Below are 20755 nucleotides of genomic sequence, written 5' to 3' on the forward strand. Positions count from 1 at the left end.
AATGCTAGCCAGCCCGGCAATGCCCGGGCTAATGGATTGCCCGGGGCAGAAACCGGGCGGTCAGGTCAGAGCCCGAGCCAAGCTGAGGGAGACCACATGCTCGGCCGGTCGCCGTCGGCATAGCGCTCCAGCGCGTCGCCGGTCAGGCGGCAGATGCGCCACTCCGGCATGACGTCGGCGCCCAGGCCTTCATAGAAGCGGATGGCGTCCTCATTCCAGTCCAGCACCGTCCAGTCGAAACGGCCATAGCCGCGCTCGCAGGCTGTCTGGGCCAGCTCGATGATCAGCGCCTTGCCCAGGCCGCTGCGGCGGTGGGCTGGGCGCACATACAGATCTTCCAGATAGAGGCCGGGCTTGGCCAGGAAGGTCGAGAAGTTGGTATAGAACAGCGCAAAGGCGACCACCTCACCGTCCACCATGCCAACCAGGCACTCGGCCGCGGGAGCATCGCCAAACAGATGCGGCTCGAGCTTCTCTGGCGTGACTTGCAACAGATGGGTCAGGTTCTCGAACTCGGCGAGCTCGCTGATCAACTGGACGATGGCTTTCAGATCGCGCGGCTCGGCGGCGCGGATGTCGTGGCGGGGTGCGGGCATGGTGGCCATTGTCAGCGCACTGCCGTGTCCTACAGTGCGGATATGCCCGATGTCTATTCCCCGCGCCGCGCCCACCGCAGCGAATTTCTGATCCTGCGCGGCCTGCGCCATCACATCCTGCGCTGGGGTCAGCCCTTGCCGGGCCGCCCGCCCCTGGTCATGGTGCATGGGTGGATGGACGTCGGCGCGTCCTTCCAGTTCGTCGTCGACGCCCTGCAGCAGGAGCGCGAGATCATTGCGCTGGACTGGCGCGGCTTCGGCCTCAGCGCGACGACGGGTGCCGACAGTTACTGGTTCCCGGACTACCTCGGCGACCTCGACGCCCTGCTCGATGCGCTGAGCCCGGGCGCGCCGGTGGACCTGCTGGGCCACAGCATGGGCGGCAATGTGGCCATGAGCTATGCCGGGGTTCGTCCGCAGCGCATCCGTCGCCTCGTCAATCTCGAAGGCTTTGGCATGCCCGACATCTCGCCCGCCGCCGCGCCCGAGCGGCTGGCCAAATGGCTGGACGAGCTGAAGGACCCGCCCTCGCTGCGGCCCTATGCGACGCTGGCCGACGTGGCCGAGCGGCTGCGCAAGAACAACCCCCGCCTGCCGGCGACCAAGGCCGCCTGGCTGGCTCAGCACTGGTCGCGTGAAACTCCCGAGGGCTTCCAGCTCAATGCCGACCCGGCCCACAAGCTGGCCAACCCCATGCTCTACCGCAAGGCCGAGGTGCTGGCCTGCTGGCAGCGCATCGCCGCGCCCACGCTGTGGGTCGAGGGCAGCGACGACCAGCTGACGCGCTTCTGGGGCACTCGCTACCCGCGCGAAGACTTCGAGGCCCGCCTGGCCCTGGTGCCACAGCTGGAGAAGGCCGTGCTGCAGGACGCCGGCCACATGCTGCACCACGACCAACCCGAAGCGTTGGCCGCCGTGCTTGAGCCCTTCCTGTCGAAGACATGAGGCAGCCTGCCATCGGGTTGCTGCTCGCGCTGGCTGCCGCAGGCGCGCAGGCGAGCTGCTCGCGAGAACTCAGCGTCGGCATCTCCGACCTCGGCTATTCAGCCTTCCTGCGCGACGGCCATATCCAAGGCGTCGTGCCCGATCTGCTGGACGAGCTGGCCCGGCGCAGTGGCTGCAAGCTGACCCTGCGCTACGCGCCTCGTGCGCGCGTGCTGCTGGACTTCGAGCACGGCAGCATCGACGTGCTGACCTCGGCCATGCGCGCCGCCGACCGCGACCGGGTCGGGCACTTCCTGCCCTATGCCTTCACGGAACTGGATCTGATCGTCGCGTCGGAGCGCGGGCCGCGCTCGCTGGAGGCCTTTGTCGGCCGGCCCGACCTCAAGCTCGGCATCGTCCGAGGCGTGCGCGTAGGTGATGTGCTGGAGGAACGGATCGCACCGCTGCTGGCCTCGCGCCAGGCCGAGTATTCGCCCGACTTCAACAACCTGGCGGCCAAGCTGACGGCCGGGCGCATCCAGGCAGCCATCATTCCCAACATGATCCATGCCAAGCTCAAGCGGGATGGCGCACTGCCGGCGCAGAGCATCGTCGTCGACCTGCCGGAGGCCGGCACCGAACCCATCGGCCTTTACCTGAACCGCACCACCGTCACCGAGGACGACGTTCAGCTGCTGCAGGCCCAGATCACCCTGCTGAGGCGCGAAGGCTGGATCCAGCAGCTCTACGCGCGTTATGTCGGCGAGGCCGAAGCCCGGCGCCTGTTCAGGACCGAGGCTCGCTGAACTCGGCCTCCAACTTGTCCATCTGTCTCGCGTAGACGATGACGATGGCGCAAAAGCCCAGCAGCGCGCCCTGCGACGCCAGCCAGAAGGCCAGCGGCCAGCCGAACACCTCGACGCTGAGTTCGCGCGCAAAGAACACAGGCACAAAACCGACGATTGCCCACGCCAGCAGCAACCACACCGTCAGGCGGCGGGTGCGGCGCCAATAGTCGTCGCGCAGCGGAGCTGTCATGGCGGCCATTCTCACCCATGAGAAAATCCGCGTTTCGCCAAGAACCAAGCGACCGTCATGGACATCGAACACATCAACCAAATCGGCAACAACCTGGCCGACCTCACAGCGCGTACCGACGCGCTAAGGGGGTATCTTTGACTTCGACCGCAAAGCACTGCGACTGAACGAGGTCAACGCCTCCCTCGAGAATCCCAACGTCTGGAACGACCAGAAGCGTGCCCAGGAACTGGGCAAGGAAAAGCGCACGCTGGAGGCCGTCGTCGACACGATCACGACGCTGACCAGCTCGCTGGCGGACAACACCGAGCTGTTCGAGATGAGCCGCGAGGAAGGCGACGAAGCCGGCATGCTGGCCATCGAACAGGACGCCGCCGCGCTGCAGGCCAAGGTCGAGGAACTCGAGTTCCGCCGCATGTTCAACAACCCGGCCGACCCGCTGAACTGCTTCATCGACATCCAGGCCGGCGCCGGCGGCACCGAAGCCTGCGACTGGGCCGGCATGCTGCTGCGCCAGTACCTGAAGTACTGCGAGCGCAAGGGCTTCAAGGCGACGCTGGAAGACGAGACGCCCGGCGACGTGGCAGGCCTCAAGAGCGCGACCATCAAGGTTGAGGGCGAGTACGCCTTCGGCCTGCTGCGCACCGAGACCGGCGTGCACCGCCTGGTGCGCAAGAGCCCGTTCGACAGCTCCGGCGGCCGCCACACCTCGTTCGCGTCGCTGTTTGTCTACCCCGAGGTGGATGACAGCATCGAGATCGACATCAACCCGGCCGACGTGCGCACCGACACCTTCCGCGCCTCGGGCGCTGGTGGCCAGCACATCAACAAGACCGACTCGGCCGTGCGCCTGACGCACATCCCGACCGGCATCGTCGTGCAGTGCCAGGACGGCCGCAGCCAGCACAGCAACCGCGACGTCGCCTGGAAGCGCCTGCGCTCGCGCCTGTACGACCATGAGATGCGCAAGCGCCAGGAAGAACAGCAGAAGCTGGAAGACACCAAGACCGACGTCGGCTGGGGCCACCAGATCCGCTCCTACGTGCTGGACCAGAGCCGCATCAAGGACCTGCGCACCAACTACGAAACGTCTGCCACGCAGAAGGTGCTGGACGGCGATCTCGACCCGTTCATCACGGAGTCGCTGAAACAGGGCGTTTGATGCCCTCCCTGAAGCACTGCGCGCCCGCGTTCCGGCTGGCGCGCAGCGCTTCGACTGAACTGACCGATTTCCAAGGAAGCCCCAATGCGTGAAGGCAATGCCACCCTGATCCAACGCCTGGACTACCAGCAACCGGCGTTCTGGATCCGCAAGGTCGACCTGACCTTCGATCTCGACCCGGCCAAGACCCTGGTCACCAGCAAGATGCAGATCGAGCGCAACCGCGCCGTGCCCCACGGCCCGCTGCGTTTGCACGGCGAGGAACTGAACCTGCTGCGCGTGCTGATCGACGGCGCGAGCGTCTCCTTCCGCCAGGAAGGTAACGAGCTCATCATCGAAGGCGCACCCGATGCCGACTTCGCGCTCGAGATCCGCAACACCACCTGCCCAGACAAGAACACGGCCCTCTCCGGCCTGTACACCTCGGGCGGCAGCTTCTTCACGCAATGCGAGGCCGAGGGCTTCCGCCGCATCACCTATTTCCTGGACCGCCCCGACGTGATGGCCGTCTACACGGTCACGCTGCGCGCTAACGCCACCCTCTACCCGGTGCTGCTGTCCAACGGCAATCTGGTCGACAGCGGCACGCTCGACAACGGCCGCCACTTCGCCGTCTGGGCCGACCCCTTCCCCAAGCCCAGCTATCTGTTCGCCGTCGTCGCCGGCGACCTGGTGGCGCGCGAGCAGCGCATCCGCACCCGCGCCGGCAAGGACCACCTGCTGCAGGTCTACGTGCGCCGCGGCGACCTGGAGAAGACCGAGCATGCGATGAACTCGCTGATCGCCTCCATCGTCTGGGACGAGGCCCGCTTCGGCCTGCCGCTGGACCTGGAGCGCTTCATGGTGGTCGGCGTGTCCGACTTCAACATGGGCGCGATGGAGAACAAGGGCCTGAACATCTTCAACACCAGCGCCCTGCTCGCCTCGCCCGCCACCGCAACGGATGCGGACTTCAACCGCATCGAGTCCATCGTCGCCCACGAGTATTTCCACAACTGGACCGGCAACCGCGTCACTTGCCGCGACTGGTTCCAGCTGTCGCTCAAGGAAGGCCTGACCGTCTTCCGCGACCAGGAGTTCTCGATGGACATGGCCGGCACGCCGTCGGCCCGTGCCGTCTGCCGCATCCAGGACGTGCGCCAGCTGCGCGCCGCGCAGTTCCCCGAGGACAGCGGCGCCATGGCCCACCCGGTGCGCCCGGACAGCTACAGCGAGATCAACAACTTCTACACGGCCACCGTCTACGAGAAGGGCGCCGAGGTCGTGCGCATGTACCAGACGCTGGTCGGCCGCAGGGGCTTTGAGGCGGGCATGAAGCTCTACTTCGAGCGCCACGACGGCCAGGCCGTGACCTGCGACGACTTCGCGCAGGCGATTGCCGACGCCAACCCCGGCTCGGGCCTCGCTACGCGCCTGGACACTTTCAAGCGCTGGTACTCGCAGGCCGGCACGCCGCGCGTGACCGCTCGCGGCGAGCATGACGCCGCCGCCCGCACCTTCACGTTGCGCTTCACGCAGACCACACCCGCCACGCCGGGCCAGGGCGACAAGCAGCCCCAGGTGATCCCCATCGTCATGGGCCTGCTGGACCGCCACGGCGCCGCCCTGCCCGTGAACGCCAACGGCGACACCGAGGGTGTGGTGGTGCTGGACCAGGCCGAACAGACCTTCGTCTTCGAGAACATCGACAGCGAGCCCGTGCCCTCGCTGATGCGCGGCTTCTCGGCGCCGGTGGTGCTGGAGGACGGCCTGTCCGACGCCGGCCTGATCGTGCTGATGCGCCACGACAGCGACCCTTTCAACCGCTGGGAAGCCGGCCAGCGCCTGGCGCTTAACCGCATCCTGCATTCGCTGCGCGCGGGCCAGCCGCTGGTGCTGAGCCCCGTCTTCATCGACGCGATGCGGGTCCTGCTCAACCATCCCGAGCTGGACCCGGCCTTCAAGGAACTGGCCCTGACCCTGCCCGGCGAGGCCTATATCGCCGAGCAGCTCGACGTCGTCGACCCACAGGCCATCCACGCTGCCGTCATGGCCGCGCAAACCCAGCTCGCCGCCGCCCTGCGCGACGACTGGGCCGCGGCCTTCGAGGCCAACCAGATCAGCGGTGGCTACACGCCCGACCCGGTCTCGTCCGGCAAGCGGGCGCTGGCCAACCTGGCCCTGTCCATGCTCGTGCTGGATGCGCAGGCCACGGGCGACACCGTCTGGCCGGGCAAGGCCTACCAGCGCTTCAAGGACGCGTCCAACATGACCGAGCGTCTCGGCGCGCTGGCCGCGCTGGTGAACGCCAACGCCGAACTGGCCGCACCGGCCCTGCAGCGCTTCCACGCGCTGTTCAAGGACGATGCGCTGGTGGTCGACAAGTGGTTCTCGCTCCAAGCGCGCGCGCCCGAGGCCGATGGCCGTGTGTTCGCGCGTGCCAAGGCGCTGACCAAGCATGCCGACTTCACACTCAAGAACCCGAACCGCGCGCGCAGCCTGTTGGCCTCGCTGTACATGTTCAACCCGGCTGCGTTCCACCGCGCCGACGCGGCCGGCTATGTGTTCTGGGCCGAACAGGTGCTCGCCATCGACGCCATCAACCCGCAACTGGCCAGCCGCCTCGCCCGCGCGATGGACCGCTGGGCCGTGCTGGCCGAGCCCTACCGCAGCGCCGCCCGCGAGGCCGTCGCGCGCGTTGCCGCCAAGCCTGATCTGTCGAGCGACGTGCGCGAAATCGTCGAACGCGCGCTGGCTTCGGGAGGCTGATCGATGTCTCGTCAAACCAGCCTGACCCAATACCTCGTCGAGCAGCAGCGCGAGCACGGCCACATCCCGCAGGAACTGCGCCTCTTGATCGAGGTCGTGGCGCGCGCCTGCAAGCGCATCGCCATCGCCGTCAACAAGGGGGCGCTGGGCGACGTGCTCGGCACCGCCGGCAGCGAGAACGTGCAGGGCGAGGTGCAGAAGAAGCTCGACATCATCGCCAACGAGGTGCTGATCGAGGCCAATGAATGGGGCGGCCACCTCGCGGCCATGGCCAGCGAGGAGATGGACGGCATCTACGTCGTGCCCAACCGCTACCCCCAGGGTGAATACCTGCTGCTGTTCGACCCACTGGACGGCTCCAGCAACATCGACGTCAACGTGTCCATCGGCACCATCTTCAGCGTGCTGCGCAAGGTGGGCCATTCGCGTGGCGTCAGCGAGGAAGACTTCCTGCAGCCCGGCAAGCAGCAGGCGGCGGCCGGCTACTGCGTCTACGGACCGCAGAGCATGCTGGTGCTGACGGTGGGCGACGGCGTGGCTGTCTTCACGCTGGATCGCGAGACCGGTTCCTGGGTGCTGACCCAGGACCAGGTCAGGATTCCGGAAGACACCAAGGAATTCGCGATCAACATGTCCAACCTGCGCCACTGGGCGCCGCCGGTGCGCCGCTACATCGACGAGTGCCTGGCCGGCTCCACGGGGCCTCGTGGCAAGGACTTCAACATGCGCTGGGTCGCCAGCATGGTGGCCGACGTGCACCGCATCATGACCCGCGGCGGGGTCTTCATGTACCCCTGGGACCAGCGCGAGCCCGACAAGCCCGGCAAATTGCGCCTGCTGTACGAGGCCAACCCGATGGCCTTCCTCGTCGAGCAGGCCGGCGGCGTGGCCACCACCGGCAGTGAACGCATCATGGACCTGAAGCCGACCAAGCTGCACGAACGCGTGGCCGTGGCCCTGGGCTCCAAGAACGAGGTCGAGCGTATCGCGGCCTATCACCGCGAACAGTAAGCCCCTCGCCCGGTCTGGCCCCGCTGAACGCGGGCCAGTCCAGTCGGTCCCCCGAGGGGCCGGCGATGCTTGCGGCATTTAGCCGCAAGCACATCGCCAGGCGAGCCGGCTCGGCGAACTGGAGTCGGACACAAGCAGTCCCTGCGGACTGCTTGTGCCTACGGAAGGCCATGGGCCTCTGGCCCATGGCAGGCCCAGCGCTCGGCCCGGAACACCTGGTTGCATGCGCCGCAGTGCAAAGTGATCAAGGCACCGGCTGGTCCACCCAGCCGGCGATCAGCGCCACGGCCTCGGCCTCCATGCCGATGAAGCCATGCCAGTGCAGGGCTTCGCAGGCGTCGCCCGTCGGACCGGCACCGCCGTCCACCATGACCAGCTTCTTCACTGGCGCAGCCGTCAGCCCGCGCGGGATGTAGCCCACGTCATGAGGCAGAGTCTGCCGGCACTGGTCCTTGGCGTGGTGCAGCACCAGCACCGGCACGCGGATGGCCGACAACTCCTGGCGCGGCACGGCGCCCGGCTTGTCCCAGGCGACGATGCTGGACGTCAACACCAGGCCGGCGATCTCCCCCTGCAATCGGATGGCCGCCGCCGTGGCCGACACCGTTCCACGACTGGTGCCGACCAACCAGACCGGCAATGGCGACTTCTGCCTGACGGCCTTCAGCACTTCGCGGATGTCGGTCATGTGGGCATCCGAGATGCGCTCGCTGTAGCCCAGATCGGGCGTGTCGCTCGGCTTGCCGAAGATGGCGACGTTGTAGCCGCGCGCGGCGAACTCCCCGGCGGAGCGGACCAGGAAATTGCGGCTCGTCGGCCGCCCCGCTTCGATGCGACCGAAGCCCCCGCTGCCGCCAGGAAACAGCAGCACCGTCGCCCGCGCACCTTCGGCGGCCTGCCAGAACACCGGCGTGACGACGCCCTCGCGGGTGGCGACGTCGAAGCGACCATCCTCGGCCTGGGTCAGCGCCGTGGCACCCAGCATCCACGCCCCCAGCAGCAGATTCCTGATCTTTTTCATGCACCGGAGTTTGCGTCCTGACGCCCGAAAAGCAAGCCGATCTTGGCGGCTCAATGCAGTTGCGCTATGATCTCGGGCTTCGCTGATCCCGCCTGCGGGACGCGTGAGGCCGGCATAGCTCAGTTGGTAGAGCAGCGCATTCGTAATGCGAAGGTCGGGGGTTCGACTCCTCTTGCCGGCACCAGAACAAGAAGAAGCACCAAGGGCCTGATCTCGCGATCAGGCCCTTTTTGCATTCTGGGCAGTTTTCCGCACTTGGAACAGCTGTTGCAAACGACCTCAGCCCAACCTCGATAACGCACGCGCGGCGCAGGCATCGGGCCGTTAGTCTGCATGGATTGCAGTTCCCGAAGTCGCCCGCACACCATGGACAGCGCCAGCAACACCCCTACGCCGGGCTTGCGTCAGAAACTCATCATTGCCGCCATCGTCGTCACGGCGCTGCTGGCCTTGTTCGGCCTGTCGACCTTGCACGAGCGCACGACCAGCGAGGTGCAGGCCCGCAAGAACGCGACCGCCCTCGCCTTCGAGAAGGCGCCCGAACAATGGCTGGCCCACCCGCGTGAAGCTTCCGAGTTCGAGCGCGCCCTGCAGGCCAAGGACGTTGCGGCCGTCGGTGTCAGCGGCGGCCTGGTGCTCTACACCGACCGCGCCGGCCATCAATTCAGCACGCGGCTCATCGACTGCGGCCTGGGCTGCAAGAACGAGATCGGCTCACGCCTGGGCGAACTCAGCGTGGCCCAGGGCTTTGCGCTGACCGACATCGACGTCGACGCGCGTACCGGCGGCCAGCGCCTGTTCCAGTCCCTGGAGCGGGCCGGGAGCGCGCTGGCGCCGCTGCTGGTCATGCTGCTGATCGCCGGCCCGCTGGTTTATCTGCAGCTGCGCGGCCCCTTGAGCCAGCGTACCCGCCTGGCCGACAAGCCCAAGACCCGCTTCGACGACGTCATCGGCGCCGAAGAGGCCAAGAAGGCGTTGCGCCGCGTGGCAGCCTTCATGAAGGATCCCAAGCAATACGCCGCCGTGGGCGCCAAGGCGCCGCGCGGCGTGCTGCTCGACGGCCCGCCGGGCACCGGCAAGACCTTGTTGGCCAAGGCCCTCGCCGGCGAATGCGGTGCGAGCTTCATCAGCGTCGACGGGTCCTACTTCAGCTCCATGTTCTACGGCGCCGGTATCGGCAAGGTGAAGGAGCTCTTCAAGAAGGCCCGCGACGCAGCGCCCTGCATCGTCTTCATCGACGAGATCGACGGCATCGGCCGGCGCAGCAACGGCAAGGAAGCCGGCGGGGGTGGCGGCGAGCAGGAGCAGAACCGCATCATCAACCGCCTGCTGGTGGAGATGGACGGCTTCTCCTCGCTGGAGAACGTCGTCATCGTCGGTGCCACCAACCACATCGACAACATCGACGAGGCCATGCGCCGGCCTGGCCGCTTCGACCTCATCGTGCGCACGGCCATGCCCACGGTGCCCGAACGCCAGCAGCTGTTCGGCCTCTACCTGGGCCAGATCAAGGCGGCGACCGGCATGGACCTGCCGTCCATCGCGCGCACGGCCGCCGGCATGTCACCGGCGGACATCGCCAACTGCGTGAACCGCGCTGCCGCCTACGCCGCTGAAGCGGGTGAAGCCCATGTCAGCGAAGAGCGTGTCTACCAGTCGCTGGAGACCCACCAGCTCGGCGGCGAGGTGAGCAACAGCAAGGACGTCATCACGCCCGAGACGCTGCGCCGCATCGCCTTCCATGAATCCGGCCACGCGCTGGTGGCCCATGTGCTGGAAGCCGGCAGCGTCGAGCGCGTCAGCATCGAGCCGCGCGGCCCGGCCCTGGGCGTGACTTATGTGACCCGCACCCACGAGGAGCCGCTGTACGGCGAACGCGAGCTGCGCTCCCGCCTGGCGATGATGCTGGCGGGCCGCGAGGCCGAGCTGATCGCCTTTGGCAACACCTCCTCCGGCGCGGCCGACGACCTCAAGCGCGCGTCGGAGCTCGCCACCAACATGATCGGCTCCATGGGCTTTGGCAAGACCTTCGGCTTGCTCAGCATGGCCGGCGTGCCCAAGGAACTCATCGGCCCCGACGTACAGAAGTCGCTGCTGGACGAGGCCCGCGCCCTGCTCGAGAGTGCCCAGGCCGAATGCCGCAGCGTGCTGGAGGACAAGCGTGACCGCCTGGACGCATTGACCGAGATGCTGCTCGGCCAGGAAACCGTCAGCGGGGCGCCGTTGAAGCGCGTGCTGATGGGGGAGCCTACGGCAGCTTGAGCCGCTTTCTCGCCGTGGCCAGCGTCTGCCGCGACTTGACGTAGTCGCGCCACGGGTCCTCCTTCTCGAAGGACAGGTACTCGCGCGCCGTCGTGATGGTCCACTGCGCGCCGCTCTTCAGTGAGCCGAGCTGCTCCCAACTGACGGGCATGGAGACGCCCAATCCCGGCCGGGCCCGCGCAGAGAACGCCGTCGCCGTCGTCTGGCCGAAGCCGTTGCGCAGGTAGTCGATGAAGATCTTGCCAACGCGATTCTTGCCGCCGCTCTTGGCGACGAAGCGCTGCGGGAGGGTCTCGGCCATGTGGGCCACGACGGCCTGCGAGAAGGCCTTGACGGTGTCGTAGTCCAGCTTGGGCGCCAGCGGCACCACCACGTGCAGGCCCTTGCCGCCGCTGGTCTTGAGCCAGGCCTTCAGGCCCAGCTCCTCGAGCATGGTGTGCGTGAGGGCGGCCGCCTCCTGCAGATGCGCCCAACTGACGCCCTCGCCCGGGTCCAGGTCGAACACGACGCGATCCGGCTGGTCGATGCGCCCGACCTTGGAGTTCCAGGTGTGGAACTCGACGACATTGAGCTGGGCGGCGTTGATGAGCCCTTCCACGCTGCCGACGCTCATCAGCGCCTCGTGTTCCGGCCACAGCGCCGGATCGAGAGTCGTGATGCCCGGGATCTCCTTGTCCGAATGCTTCTGGAAGAACAGCTGCCCGCTGATGCCCTGGGGTGCTCGCACCAGCGAGACCGGGCGGTTCTTCAGGTGCGGCAGGATGCGGTCTGCGACGCTCTCGTAGTAGTGCACCAGGTCGATCTTGCGTAGCCCGGTCGAGGTGTCGATGACCCGGTCGGGGTGGCTGATCTTGACGCTCGTCCTGGGCGAAGGCCGTACCGCCGCGGCCTGCTCGCGCTGGATCGCCTTGGGCGCCTTGTCGGCGCGCACACCAACGAATCTCGCATGCCGGATATGGCCATCGGGCGTCCACTCGCCGAAGGCCACTTCCACCACCATCTCCGGCCGCACCCAGTGTTCGCTGCCCCGGGCCCGGCGCGACCAACGGCCCGGCTCGACCGCCGCAGGGTCGAGCGGCGGTGTCTTCGTCTGAAGCTTGCTCAGCTGCCGGTGCAGCTCGCGCCCCTGTGCCGAGGCCCAGCCGGTGCCGACAGAGCCGGCCGAGCGCAACTTGCCGTCCTGGTGATAGCCCAGCATCAGGGCTCCAACTTCCTGGGGCGAGTTCGTGCGGTCGGTGAAGCCGATGACGACGAATTCCTGGCGGCGCTGGCATTTCAGCTTGAGCCAGCTGTCACTGCGCCGGGAGACATAGGGCGAGTCGGCCTTCTTCAGCATCACGCCTTCCAGGCCCAGCTGGCAGGCCGCGGCGAGCACCTGCGACGGCGCCGCCGGCAGCTCATCGCTGAAGCGCACGCGGGCCGAGGTGCGGCCTTCGAGCAGCTCTTTGAGCACCGCGCGCCGGCTGCGCAGCGGCACTTCGCGCAGGTCGGTGTCGCCGAGGAAGGGCAGGTCGAACAGGAACATGGCGATGTCCTGCGTGCGCGCGTTGTCGATGGCGTTCTGCAGCCGGTTGAAGTCCGGCACGCCATGCTCGTTCAACACGACGATCTCACCGTCCAGCCAGGCCTGATCGATGCCGAGCTTCTCGAGGTCATCGACAAGCGGCGCCAGCTTCGCGGTCCAGTCATTGCCATTGCGCGTGATCAGCGCGACCTTGCCCTTGCTGATGCGCACGCCCATGCGATAACCGTCGAACTTGTTCTCTATCACCCAGTCGCCCTCTGCGGGCGCGGCGGCAATCAGCGTTGCCAGCTGCAGCTCGAGCGTCTTCGGGAACGGCGCCTTCCTTGCGCGGGACAGATCGGGGCCGGCCGTCTGCGGCTGTGCGCGCACCCGCGGTTCACGCTCCTCCACGGGGCCCAGGGGCTTTTCCACGACGCTGTCCGGCAGGGCGCTGATGACGTCGTATTCGGCCGTCGGCCGCGCCCAGGCATCGCCGCGCTTCTTGAACAGGATCCACTGGTCCTGCTTCTTCTCGCCCGGCTTGGAGATGCGCACCAGCTCCCACAGCCCGGCCAGCTTCTCGCCATGCAATTCGAAGATCAGCTTGCCCTTGGCCAGGCCCTCGCGCGGTTCGCCGACAGGCGTCCAGCTGCCGCGGTCCCAGATGATGACGGTGCCGGCGCCGTAATGCCCCTTGGGAATCTCGCCCTCGAAGCTGTTGTAGCTGACCGGGTGGTCCTCGACATGGATGGCCATTTGCTTCTTGGCGGGGTCGAAACTCGGCCCCTTGGGCACGGCCCAGCTGACCATGACGCCGTCCAGTTCGAGCCTGAAGTCGTAGTGCAGGTGAGAGGCCCAGTGCTTCTGGATGACGAAGCCCAAGGCCTTGGATTTGCGGCGTCCCAGCCTCCCCTTGGGCTCCGCCGTGCCGCTGAAATCGCGCTTGGCGTTGTAGCGCGCCAATGGCGCCTCGGCGGTGGCGGGGCGGGGCTTGCTCATGGGTCAGGCGCTACTTGCGCGCCCGCAGCCGTTTGGGGGCTGCAGCCTCGGGTTCGGCGGCATCGCGCGTGGCCGCCTTGCGCGCCGGCATTGGCGTGACCTTGGCAGACGTCTTGCCGCCGGCCTTCACGGCGGGCTTGCTGCCGAGGCTGGCGCGCAGTGCGTCCATCAGGTCGATGACCTGGCCGCCGCCTGTCGGCCCATGCTCCTCGCGCGTGGAAGCGACGATCTTGCGGCCCTTGACCTTCTCTTCGATGGCTGCCAGCACCCGGTCCTTCTCCTCATCGTGGAACAGCCCCGGCTCGAAGCTGTCCGCCGCGATCTGATCCACCAGCTGCAGGGCCAGCTGCAGCTCCGGCTTGGAGATGCTGGCCTTGGGGATGTCGAGGTCGGCCAGCGAGCGCACCTCGGCGGCATAGCGCAGCTGCTGCAGGATCAGCCCGTCATCATTGGCGCGCACCTGCACCACGTACTGCCTGGCCTTCCAGGACCACTTGGCCAGCGCGCAGCGGCCTGAGCGGCGCAAGGCTTCGGCAAGCAGGGCGTAGGGCTTGTCGCCGCGCTTGTCCGGCGCGAGCAGATAGCTCTTGTCGTAGAACAGCGGGTCGATGGAAGCCAGCGGCACGAAACTGACGATCTCGATGACATGGCTGCTGCCCTCTTCCAGCGCCTTGAGCTCCTCCGGCGTGAAGAGCACAAACTGGTTGTCCTCGACCTCATAGCCCTTGACCATATCCTTGCGCTCGACAATCTTCTTCGTGCGCTCGTTGACGTATTGCTGCTTGAGACGCGCGCCGTCCTTGGCCAGCAGGTTGAAGCGGATGTCAGCGCCCGCCTCGGTAGCCGAGAACAGGCGCACGGGCACGTTGACCAGGCCGAAACTCAGGGTCAGGGAAGCGATAGAGCGGGCGGATGTGGCCATGGAATCTCCTGTGTCCCGACAAGCTACGCCGGCCGGCCTGCGGCGGGTCAGGGAACAGCGCCGCATCGCTGTGTAGGACGCCGGGACGCGTCGCGTCGCCAGGGCAAGCAGGCTCATGTTGCCGCCGTCATGAAGCGCTGCGCAGCGTCGTTCCGGGGCGGGCACGCCGATTGCCGGGAGCGGTGCCGCACCTTCTTCAGCCCGGACCCCCGACATGAGCGACTGCCGTTTCCCGACCTCCGCCCTTGCCGAGCCCGAGGTGCGCCCATGAGCTATGCACCCTATGCCTTGAGCGGTCTGACATTGCGCGACCTGCAGCAGCCGGCGCCGGCCCGCGCGCCACTCAGGCCCTGCCTCTTCGTCGACAAGGACGGCACCCTCGTCGAGGGCGCACCCCACAACGCCGACCCGCTGCTGCTGCGCTTCATGCCCGGCGCAGGCGAAGCCCTGGCCAGGCTGCAACGCGCGGGGCTGGCCCTGGTCATCGTCACCAACCAGAGCGGCCTGGCGCGCGGCCGCTTCACCAGGGCGGAGTTCGCGCGCCTGCAGCAGGCGCTGCTGCAACGGCTGCAGCAGGAGTTCGGCGTGCGCATCGAGGGCGTGGAAGTCTGCCCCCACGCACCCGACGACGAAGGCCGCCCGGCCTGCCTGTGCCACATACCGGCACCCGGCATGCTGATCCGCGCCGCCCACCGCCACGGCCTGGACATGGCGCGCTCCTGGATGGTGGGCGACAGGCTGGATGACGTCGAGGCCGGCCACCGCGCAGGCTGCCAGGGCCTGCTCTTCGACAGTGGCGGCGAAACTGTCTGGCGTCGCTCACCCCTGCGGGAGCCCGACGCGCGCTTCTTCGACTGGCCCGCGCTGGCCGACTATGTCGAGAAGCTCGCTACCGCCCGCCTGCCCTCTTTCGCGTCAGCCCCGGGCAGCGTCATGCAGCCGCAGGCGACGCCTGATGTGGCCTGGCATCGGCCCGACTGAGCCGGCGCGAACCAGAACGCTCAGGCCGCCTGCGGGCGCAAGGCATGGCGCGTGATGTGGGCGATGGGAACGCCGACATAGAAGATGTGCGACAGCAGGCCGCTGACGATGTTCCACCCGTGCGGAAGCTGCCAGCCGTTGACCGCTGACAGCGGGACGACGACGTAGACCATCGCCACCCAGGTGAGCAGGCCGTAGACGCTGCCCCACAGCCAGGGGCTCGTCGTCAGCGCGCCCAACCGCAACGCCGCAGCCATGTAAACCGCAGCCATCGCCGTGGTCAGGCAGAAGTGGAACAGCAGCCCCAACCCTGCCATCGCCATGCCGCCCTGCAAAGCGGAGGCACCCAGCAGCCCGCTGGCGATGTATTTCAGGATGCCTTCGACGGTGGCGCCCTGCGCCGCATAGCTCGCGAACGCCGCCACGATATCCAGGGCACCGGCCACCAGGCCGGCAACAACGACGGCAACGCTCTTGCGCATGGATCTTCCAATCGGTCGAAGAGCGCGAAGGGTGGTCGATTTGCCGCCCGAGGATGCCTAGCACCAACCCTCATTGATCAACCGCGGTGCGCCCACTACGGCCTGGTGGCTCCTGGCTCTAGCCCTGTTCAGCCAGGAAGATCTCCACGCGGCGGTTCGCGGCACGGCCGGCCTCGGTGTCGTTGCCGGCCACCGGCTCGTGCGAGCCGCGTCCCGCCACGTTGACTCTCGAACTCGACACGCCGCGGGCCGACAGATAGTCGCGCACGGCCGCGGCGCGTTCGCGCGACAGCGGCTCGTTGATGGCATCGCTGCCGGTGCTGTCGGTGTGGCCGACGACAGTCACATGCACACCCGGGTCCAGGTTGCGCCCGATCTCGTCGAGCACCGGGCGCATCTGCGGTTTGATGTCGGCGCGGCCGGTGTCGAAGGACACGTCGCTGGGCACGTTGAGCTTGAGGCGGTTGTCATCAGTGCGCGCGACCTCGACGCCGGTACCCTGGCTCGCCTGGGCCAGGGCGGCGCGCTTGTCCTCCATGCGCTTGGACCACAGGTTGCCGGCAACCGCGCCGACAGCGCCGCCAATGACGGCCCCACGCCCGGCGCTGCCGCCGGTCACCGAACCAATGATGGCGCCGGCCACAGCACCGGCCCCGGCACCCTTGGCGGTGCCTTGTTCACGCTCGCTCATCGACGAGCAGCCAGCGGCCAGCAGGGCCCCCACGATCAGGGTGGCCGTCGCGCCGCTGCGCAACGGAATCTTGGAAGAACGCATGGTGTACCTCTCGACAGAAAAAGCGCCGCCGGACCCTGAGGCCCGGCGGCGGGGGCATGGCGTGCGGCGCAATCAGATCTTGCGCTGGTCGCGGGCGTCCTTGACGACCTCGCGGGCATCGCCCACGGCCTTCTGGACCTTGCCCTCGACCTGGGTCGCGGCGCCCTTGACCTGCTGCTCGGTGCTGCCAATGGCCTCGCCCAGCTTGCGTTGCGCCTTGCCCGCGATGTCCTTGACGCTGCCCTTGACTTGATCGGTGTTCATGGTGTGCTCCTTTGTGACGACCCCCGTGACGACTTGCCTAGGGGACTGGCGTCAGACTAACGAGCCAGGCAGTGCACCCGGGCCGGCCTGGGCCGGGTCGGCGGGTGGGTCCAGTCCTACGTCGCGGCTCAGCAAAGCCGGCGGGCCGCGACATGGCGCGCCCGCTGACAACATCGACCAGGTCGGCTGCCGCTCTTCCTACGCGCCTGTCGCGCCTCGTCCGCTGTCCCACCGCTGCCGTTGCAGCGAAGCTTTGCCTACCCCACCTCACCGGAGATCATCATGGGCAAATATCTTCTCGCGTGGCTGCTCGGCGTCCCGGGCATCGTGCTGCTGCTGGTCTATCTCTTCTTCCATTGACTGCGGCGACGCGGGCTCGGCAGTGCCGGGCCCGCGGTGGGCCAGCAGCGCCCAAGGGGTCCGCATGCCCGGCGCCCGCCTTGCCGAATGTCCACCCCACTCAGGAGACCATCATGTCGACCATCGCCGAAATCATGTCCACCCAGGTGCGCACCATCCAGCCGCAGGAAAGCCTGCGCCGCGCGGCGCAGTGCATGCAGGAACTGGACGTCGGCGCCCTGCCCGTCTGCGACGGTGAACGCCTGCTCGGCATGCTGACCGATCGCGACATCACGGTGCGCGCCATCGCCGACGGCCTCAATCCCGACCAGGCTTGCGTGTCCGACATCATGAGCCCCGAGGTCCAGACCTGCACCGCCGATCAGGATGCCGAGGACGCCAAGCGCCTGATGGGCGCCCGCCAGCTGCGCCGCCTGCCGGTGGTCGACAAGAACGGGCGCCTGATTGGCATCGTGTCCCTGGGCGACCTGGCGGTACGCGAGTCCGGTCACATCGACCGCGCCCTGCGCGAGATCTCGGCGCCGGGCGACGCCACGGCGCCGCACTGAGGGCCACTCAAGCCAGCGGCACGGCCGCGGCCATCTGCGCCACAAATCCGCCGGGCATCTGTCGGGCATCTGGCTTGCCAGACCTGCGTATGAACACACGCTGCCTATTGCTGTTGGCCGCTGCGGCCCTCACTGCTTGCGGCGAGAGCGCCCGCCTGCCTCAGGGTGCTGACGTCGGCCCCCGGCCCACCCTGGTCGAACCGGTGCAGACCCTGGTGCCAACCGCCCACGTCGCCTCGACCCGCCCTTGGGCGGCTGGCGAGGCACCGATCGCCGCGCCAGGCCTGCTGGCCCAAGCCTTCGCCAGCGGGCTGGAGCACCCACGCTGGCTGCATGTGCTGCCCAACGGCGACGTGCTCGTGGCCGAGACGAACGCGCCGCCACGGCCGGACGAGGGCAAGGGGTTCAAGGGCTGGGTGATGAAGAAGCTGATGGCCAAGGCCGGTTCAGCCACGCCCAGCGCCAACCGCGTCACGCTGCTGCGCGACGCCGACGGCGACGGCCGCGCCGAGGTCAGGACCGTCTTCCTGCAGGACCTGAACTCGCCCTTCGGCATGGCCCTGGTTGGTGATCGCTTCTACGTGGCCAACACCGATGCGGTCTGGGAATACAGCTACATGCCTGGTCAGACGAGCCTGAGCGGCCCCGGCCGCAAGCTGACCGACCTGCCCGCCGGCACGCGTAACCACCACTGGACCAAGAGCCTCATCGCCAGCCCCGACGGCAGCAAGCTCTACGCGACGGTCGGCTCCAACAGCAATGTGGCCGAGCATGGCATCGAGGCCGAGGAAGGTCGCGCCGCCATCTGGGAGATCGACCGCAGCAGCGGCGCCAAACGCCTCTTCGCCACCGGCCTGCGCAATCCCAACGGCATGGCCTGGATGGCCGCGCCCGGCGGCGCACCGGTGCTGTGGACCGTGGCCAATGAACGCGACGAGCTCGGCAGCGACCTGGTGCCCGACTACCTGACCTCGGTGCGCGATGGCGGCTTCTACGGCTGGCCCTACAGCTGGTACGGCGCCCATGTGGACAGCCGCGCGCAGCCGCCGCGACCCGATCTCGTCGCCAAAGCCCTCGTGCCCGACTATGCGCTGGGCGCTCACGTCGCCGCGCTGGGCCTGGCTGCTGCAGGAACCAGCCCCGTGCCCAAGCTGCTTCCCGGTGGCCCGTCCGAAGGCGTCTTCGTCGGCCTGCACGGCTCCTGGAACCGCAAGCCCTTCGCCGGTTACAAGGTCGTCTACGTCCCCTTTGCAAACGGGCATCCGCAGGGCCTGCCCGTGGACGTGCTGACGGGATTTCTGAGCGCAGAGGGCGAGGCCCGCGGCCGCCCGGTCGGCGTGGCCGTCGATGCTCGCGGCGCGCTGCTGGTAGCCGATGACGTGGGCAATGCCATCTGGCGCGTGGCGCCGCGCTAAGTCATCTCAGCGGGTGCATTCGGGCCGAGCGCCGGGCCGCTCCCAAGCCGGCCCGCTTAGGCGATGTGCGCGCCGGTCAACCCGGCACGCATCGCCGTCCCCTTGGGGGACCGGCTGGGCACGCCCGAGTTCAGCAGGGCGAGACCGGACGAGGGGCGTGTCAAGCCACACGTCGACGGCGGTCCACCGCCTCGATCTTCAGCATCTGGCGGTACTTGGTGACGGTGCGCCGCGCCACCACCAGGCCCTGCTGGGCCAGTTGACGCGTGATCTCGGCATCCGACAGCGGCGCATCCGGGCTCTCGGCCTCGATGATGTCCTTGATGAGGCCGCGGATCGCCGTGCCGGAGCAGGCGCTGCCATTGGCACTGATCATGGCGCGGCTGAAGAAGTACTTCAGCTCCAGCACGCCCACCGGCGTGGCCATGTATTTATTGTTGGTCACACGCGAGACGGTGCTTTCGTGGATGCCCACTTCCTCAGCGATCTCGCGCAGGCCCAGCGGCTTCATCGCCATGGCACCGTAGTCCAGGAAGTTGTGCTGGCGCCTGACGATGGCCTCGGCCACGTCCAGGATGGTCGAGAAGCGCTGCTCGACATTGCGCAGCGTCCAGCGCGCCTCCTGCAGGTGGGCACCGAGCTCGGCGTTGGCCGCCGTGCGGTGGCGCTGGAAGAGCTGGGCATAGACCTGGTTCAGCCTGACGCGGGGCACGATGGCCGGGTTGAGCTGCACGGTCCAATGGCCGCGCACCTTCTTCACGATCACGTCGGGCACGACATACGGCACCTGCGTGGAGCCGAAGCGCCAGCCCGGCCGCGGGTCCAGGCGGCGGATGCGGTCGCAGACCGCCTCGACGCACGCCGGCGACTCGCCCAACTGGCGCGCCAGCGAAGCCACGTCGCGCGCCGCGAGCGCCGGCAGGTGGTTGGTGACGATGTCCTGGGCCAGGGCCCGCGTGTCGGCGCAGTCGATGCCGGGCAGCTGCAGCAGCAGGCACTCGCCGACGTCGCGCGCCGCCACGCCCGCCGGGTCCAGCGACTGCACAAGCCTCAGCGCGAACTGCATCTCCTGCAACTCGGGTGCCGGCTCCAGGCCGGTGACGTCGATCAGCTCCTCCAGCGGCGTGCGCAGATAGCCGTCATCGTCCAACGACTCGACGATGGTGCGCGCCAGCGCAAGGTCGCGATCGGACAGCGGCAGCACGTTCAGTTGTCCGTGCAGATGCGTCGCCAGCGAGGTTTCGACGGCCATCATGTCGAGCGCACTGAGTTCGCCGTCCTCGGCGCGGCGCTGCCCGGCACTGTCGGTCGCCCACAGGTCCCGGTCACTGCCATCCTCGGGCCCGCCGCTGGTGTCGGGATCGTTGGCCGCAGCGGGCAGCTCGGTGCCGGCATCGGCCGAAACACCCTCCTCCATCAGGCTGGAAAGGGCCGACGGTTGCTCCATCGGGCCGGCCTCGGCGCCGGTAGCCAGCGGCAGCGCCGTGCTGCCCTCCCCGTCACCGGCCTCGCCCTCCTCGGCCTCGAGGAAAGGGTTGCGGCCCAGGGTGTCTCTGAGCATCGCAGCAAAGTCGAGCGAGGACATCTGCAGCAGACGCACTGCATGCTGGAGTCGGGGGGACAGGGTCTGGGTCTGCCGGTGGTCGGCACGGAGGTCCATGGAGGGCACGGGTGCTCCTGTTGGCAACGTCGCTTTTGCCGCGCCGTGCGTGGACGGCGCGCGGGAACTTCAGTCAATGCAAC

18 protein-coding genes and 1 tRNA gene are annotated in these 20755 nt (G+C 68.0%); 10 read left to right on the forward strand and 9 right to left on the reverse strand.

All coding sequences use genetic code 11. From position 1 onward, the window contains the following. Positions 1-65: 65 nt before the first annotated feature. On the reverse strand, positions 66-605 hold the full coding sequence (locus tag ACXJLH_RS12985; protein WP_200955294.1) for a GNAT family N-acetyltransferase: 540 nt from the start codon (positions 603-605) through the stop codon (positions 66-68). Between the two features lie 15 nt (positions 606-620). Between ACXJLH_RS12985 and ACXJLH_RS12990 the strand changes: the two genes are divergently transcribed. Together ACXJLH_RS12990 and ACXJLH_RS12995 are read left to right on the forward strand one after the other, a co-directional pair. Next, positions 621-1541, forward strand: a complete 921-nt coding sequence (locus tag ACXJLH_RS12990; protein ID WP_457444503.1) for an alpha/beta fold hydrolase — start codon at positions 621-623, stop codon at positions 1539-1541. Continuing rightward, positions 1538-2326: a substrate-binding periplasmic protein gene (locus ACXJLH_RS12995; protein WP_457323662.1), complete on the forward strand. Its 789-nt coding sequence runs from the start codon at positions 1538-1540 to the stop codon at positions 2324-2326. Before ACXJLH_RS12990 ends, ACXJLH_RS12995 begins: the two co-directional genes overlap by 4 nt. On the opposite strand, the gene ACXJLH_RS13000 is transcribed toward ACXJLH_RS12995, so the two are convergent. Continuing rightward, on the reverse strand, positions 2307-2558 hold the full coding sequence (locus ACXJLH_RS13000; protein WP_457323661.1) for a DUF4212 domain-containing protein: 252 nt from the start codon (positions 2556-2558) through the stop codon (positions 2307-2309). The genes ACXJLH_RS12995 and ACXJLH_RS13000 overlap by 20 nt on opposite strands. A gap of 57 nt (positions 2559-2615) precedes the next feature. Here ACXJLH_RS13000 and prfB point away from each other — a divergent pair. From prfB to ACXJLH_RS13015, 3 genes are all read left to right on the forward strand, one after another. Next, positions 2616-3720, forward strand: a protein-coding gene (gene prfB / locus ACXJLH_RS13005) for a peptide chain release factor 2 (protein ID WP_157281678.1) whose coding sequence is annotated in 2 segments (ribosomal slippage) — positions 2616-2696 and positions 2698-3720 — 1104 coding nt in all. Because the reading frame shifts where the segments join, the coding sequence is not laid out codon by codon here. A gap of 84 nt (positions 3721-3804) precedes the next feature. After that, positions 3805-6468, forward strand: a complete 2664-nt coding sequence (gene pepN, locus ACXJLH_RS13010) for an aminopeptidase N (RefSeq protein ID WP_457444505.1) — start codon at positions 3805-3807, stop codon at positions 6466-6468. Between the two features lie 3 nt (positions 6469-6471). After that, positions 6472-7479, forward strand: coding sequence for a class 1 fructose-bisphosphatase (locus ACXJLH_RS13015; protein ID WP_457444507.1), 1008 nt, complete (start codon positions 6472-6474; stop codon positions 7477-7479). Positions 7480-7723: 244 nt separating this feature from the next. Here the strand turns inward: ACXJLH_RS13015 and ACXJLH_RS13020 are convergent, their stop codons facing one another. Then, positions 7724-8500: an alpha/beta hydrolase gene (locus ACXJLH_RS13020; RefSeq protein WP_457444509.1), complete on the reverse strand. Its 777-nt coding sequence runs from the start codon at positions 8498-8500 to the stop codon at positions 7724-7726. Between the two features lie 108 nt (positions 8501-8608). Between ACXJLH_RS13020 and ACXJLH_RS13025 the strand changes: the two genes are divergently transcribed. After that, positions 8609-8684: transfer RNA gene (locus ACXJLH_RS13025), tRNA-Thr, on the forward strand. Positions 8685-8866: 182 nt separating this feature from the next. Then, the gene (locus tag ACXJLH_RS13030) at positions 8867-10762 is read left to right on the forward strand and encodes an AAA family ATPase (RefSeq protein WP_457444511.1); all 1896 of its coding nucleotides are present in this window, start codon (positions 8867-8869) and stop codon (positions 10760-10762) included. On the opposite strand, the gene ligD is transcribed toward ACXJLH_RS13030, so the two are convergent. Together ligD and ku are read right to left on the reverse strand one after the other, a co-directional pair. Beyond that, positions 10749-13265, reverse strand: a complete 2517-nt coding sequence (gene ligD, locus ACXJLH_RS13035) for a DNA ligase D (RefSeq protein WP_457444513.1) — start codon at positions 13263-13265, stop codon at positions 10749-10751. The genes ACXJLH_RS13030 and ligD overlap by 14 nt on opposite strands. Positions 13266-13275: 10 nt before the next feature. Next, positions 13276-14187, reverse strand: coding sequence for a non-homologous end joining protein Ku (ku, locus tag ACXJLH_RS13040; protein WP_457444515.1), 912 nt, complete (start codon positions 14185-14187; stop codon positions 13276-13278). Positions 14188-14454: 267 nt separating this feature from the next. Between ku and ACXJLH_RS13045 the strand changes: the two genes are divergently transcribed. Beyond that, positions 14455-15168, forward strand: a complete 714-nt coding sequence (locus ACXJLH_RS13045; RefSeq protein WP_457325026.1) for a D-glycero-alpha-D-manno-heptose-1,7-bisphosphate 7-phosphatase — start codon at positions 14455-14457, stop codon at positions 15166-15168. Between the two features lie 20 nt (positions 15169-15188). Here ACXJLH_RS13045 and ACXJLH_RS13050 read toward each other — a convergent pair whose 3' ends face one another. The 3 genes from ACXJLH_RS13050 to ACXJLH_RS13060 form a co-directional block, all read right to left on the reverse strand. Continuing rightward, positions 15189-15650: a hypothetical protein gene (locus tag ACXJLH_RS13050; protein ID WP_457325025.1), complete on the reverse strand. Its 462-nt coding sequence runs from the start codon at positions 15648-15650 to the stop codon at positions 15189-15191. Positions 15651-15768: 118 nt separating this feature from the next. After that, the gene (locus ACXJLH_RS13055; protein ID WP_457444517.1) at positions 15769-16425 is read right to left on the reverse strand and encodes an OmpA family protein; all 657 of its coding nucleotides are present in this window, start codon (positions 16423-16425) and stop codon (positions 15769-15771) included. A gap of 72 nt (positions 16426-16497) precedes the next feature. Next, entirely contained in the window at positions 16498-16689 is a 192-nt protein-coding gene (locus tag ACXJLH_RS13060) for a CsbD family protein (protein WP_056198702.1), read from the reverse strand. A 473-nt stretch (positions 16690-17162) separates the two neighbouring features. On the opposite strand from ACXJLH_RS13060, the gene ACXJLH_RS13065 reads away from it, so the two are divergent. Together ACXJLH_RS13065 and ACXJLH_RS13070 are read left to right on the forward strand one after the other, a co-directional pair. Continuing rightward, positions 17163-17597 carry a CBS domain-containing protein gene (locus ACXJLH_RS13065; protein WP_457325023.1) on the forward strand — a complete coding sequence of 145 codons (435 nt, stop codon included), beginning with the start codon at positions 17163-17165 and terminating at the stop codon, positions 17595-17597. A gap of 89 nt (positions 17598-17686) precedes the next feature. After that, positions 17687-19012: a PQQ-dependent sugar dehydrogenase gene (locus tag ACXJLH_RS13070; RefSeq protein WP_457444519.1), complete on the forward strand. Its 1326-nt coding sequence runs from the start codon at positions 17687-17689 to the stop codon at positions 19010-19012. 160 nt (positions 19013-19172) lie between these two features. On the opposite strand, the gene rpoN is transcribed toward ACXJLH_RS13070, so the two are convergent. Beyond that, positions 19173-20681 (reverse strand): RNA polymerase factor sigma-54, encoded by a 1509-nt coding sequence (gene rpoN / locus ACXJLH_RS13075; RefSeq protein ID WP_457444520.1) that lies wholly within the window; start codon positions 20679-20681, stop codon positions 19173-19175. Between the last annotated feature and the right edge of the window lie 74 nt (positions 20682-20755).

It is taken from the genome of Roseateles sp. P5_E4, from assembly GCF_054049255.1.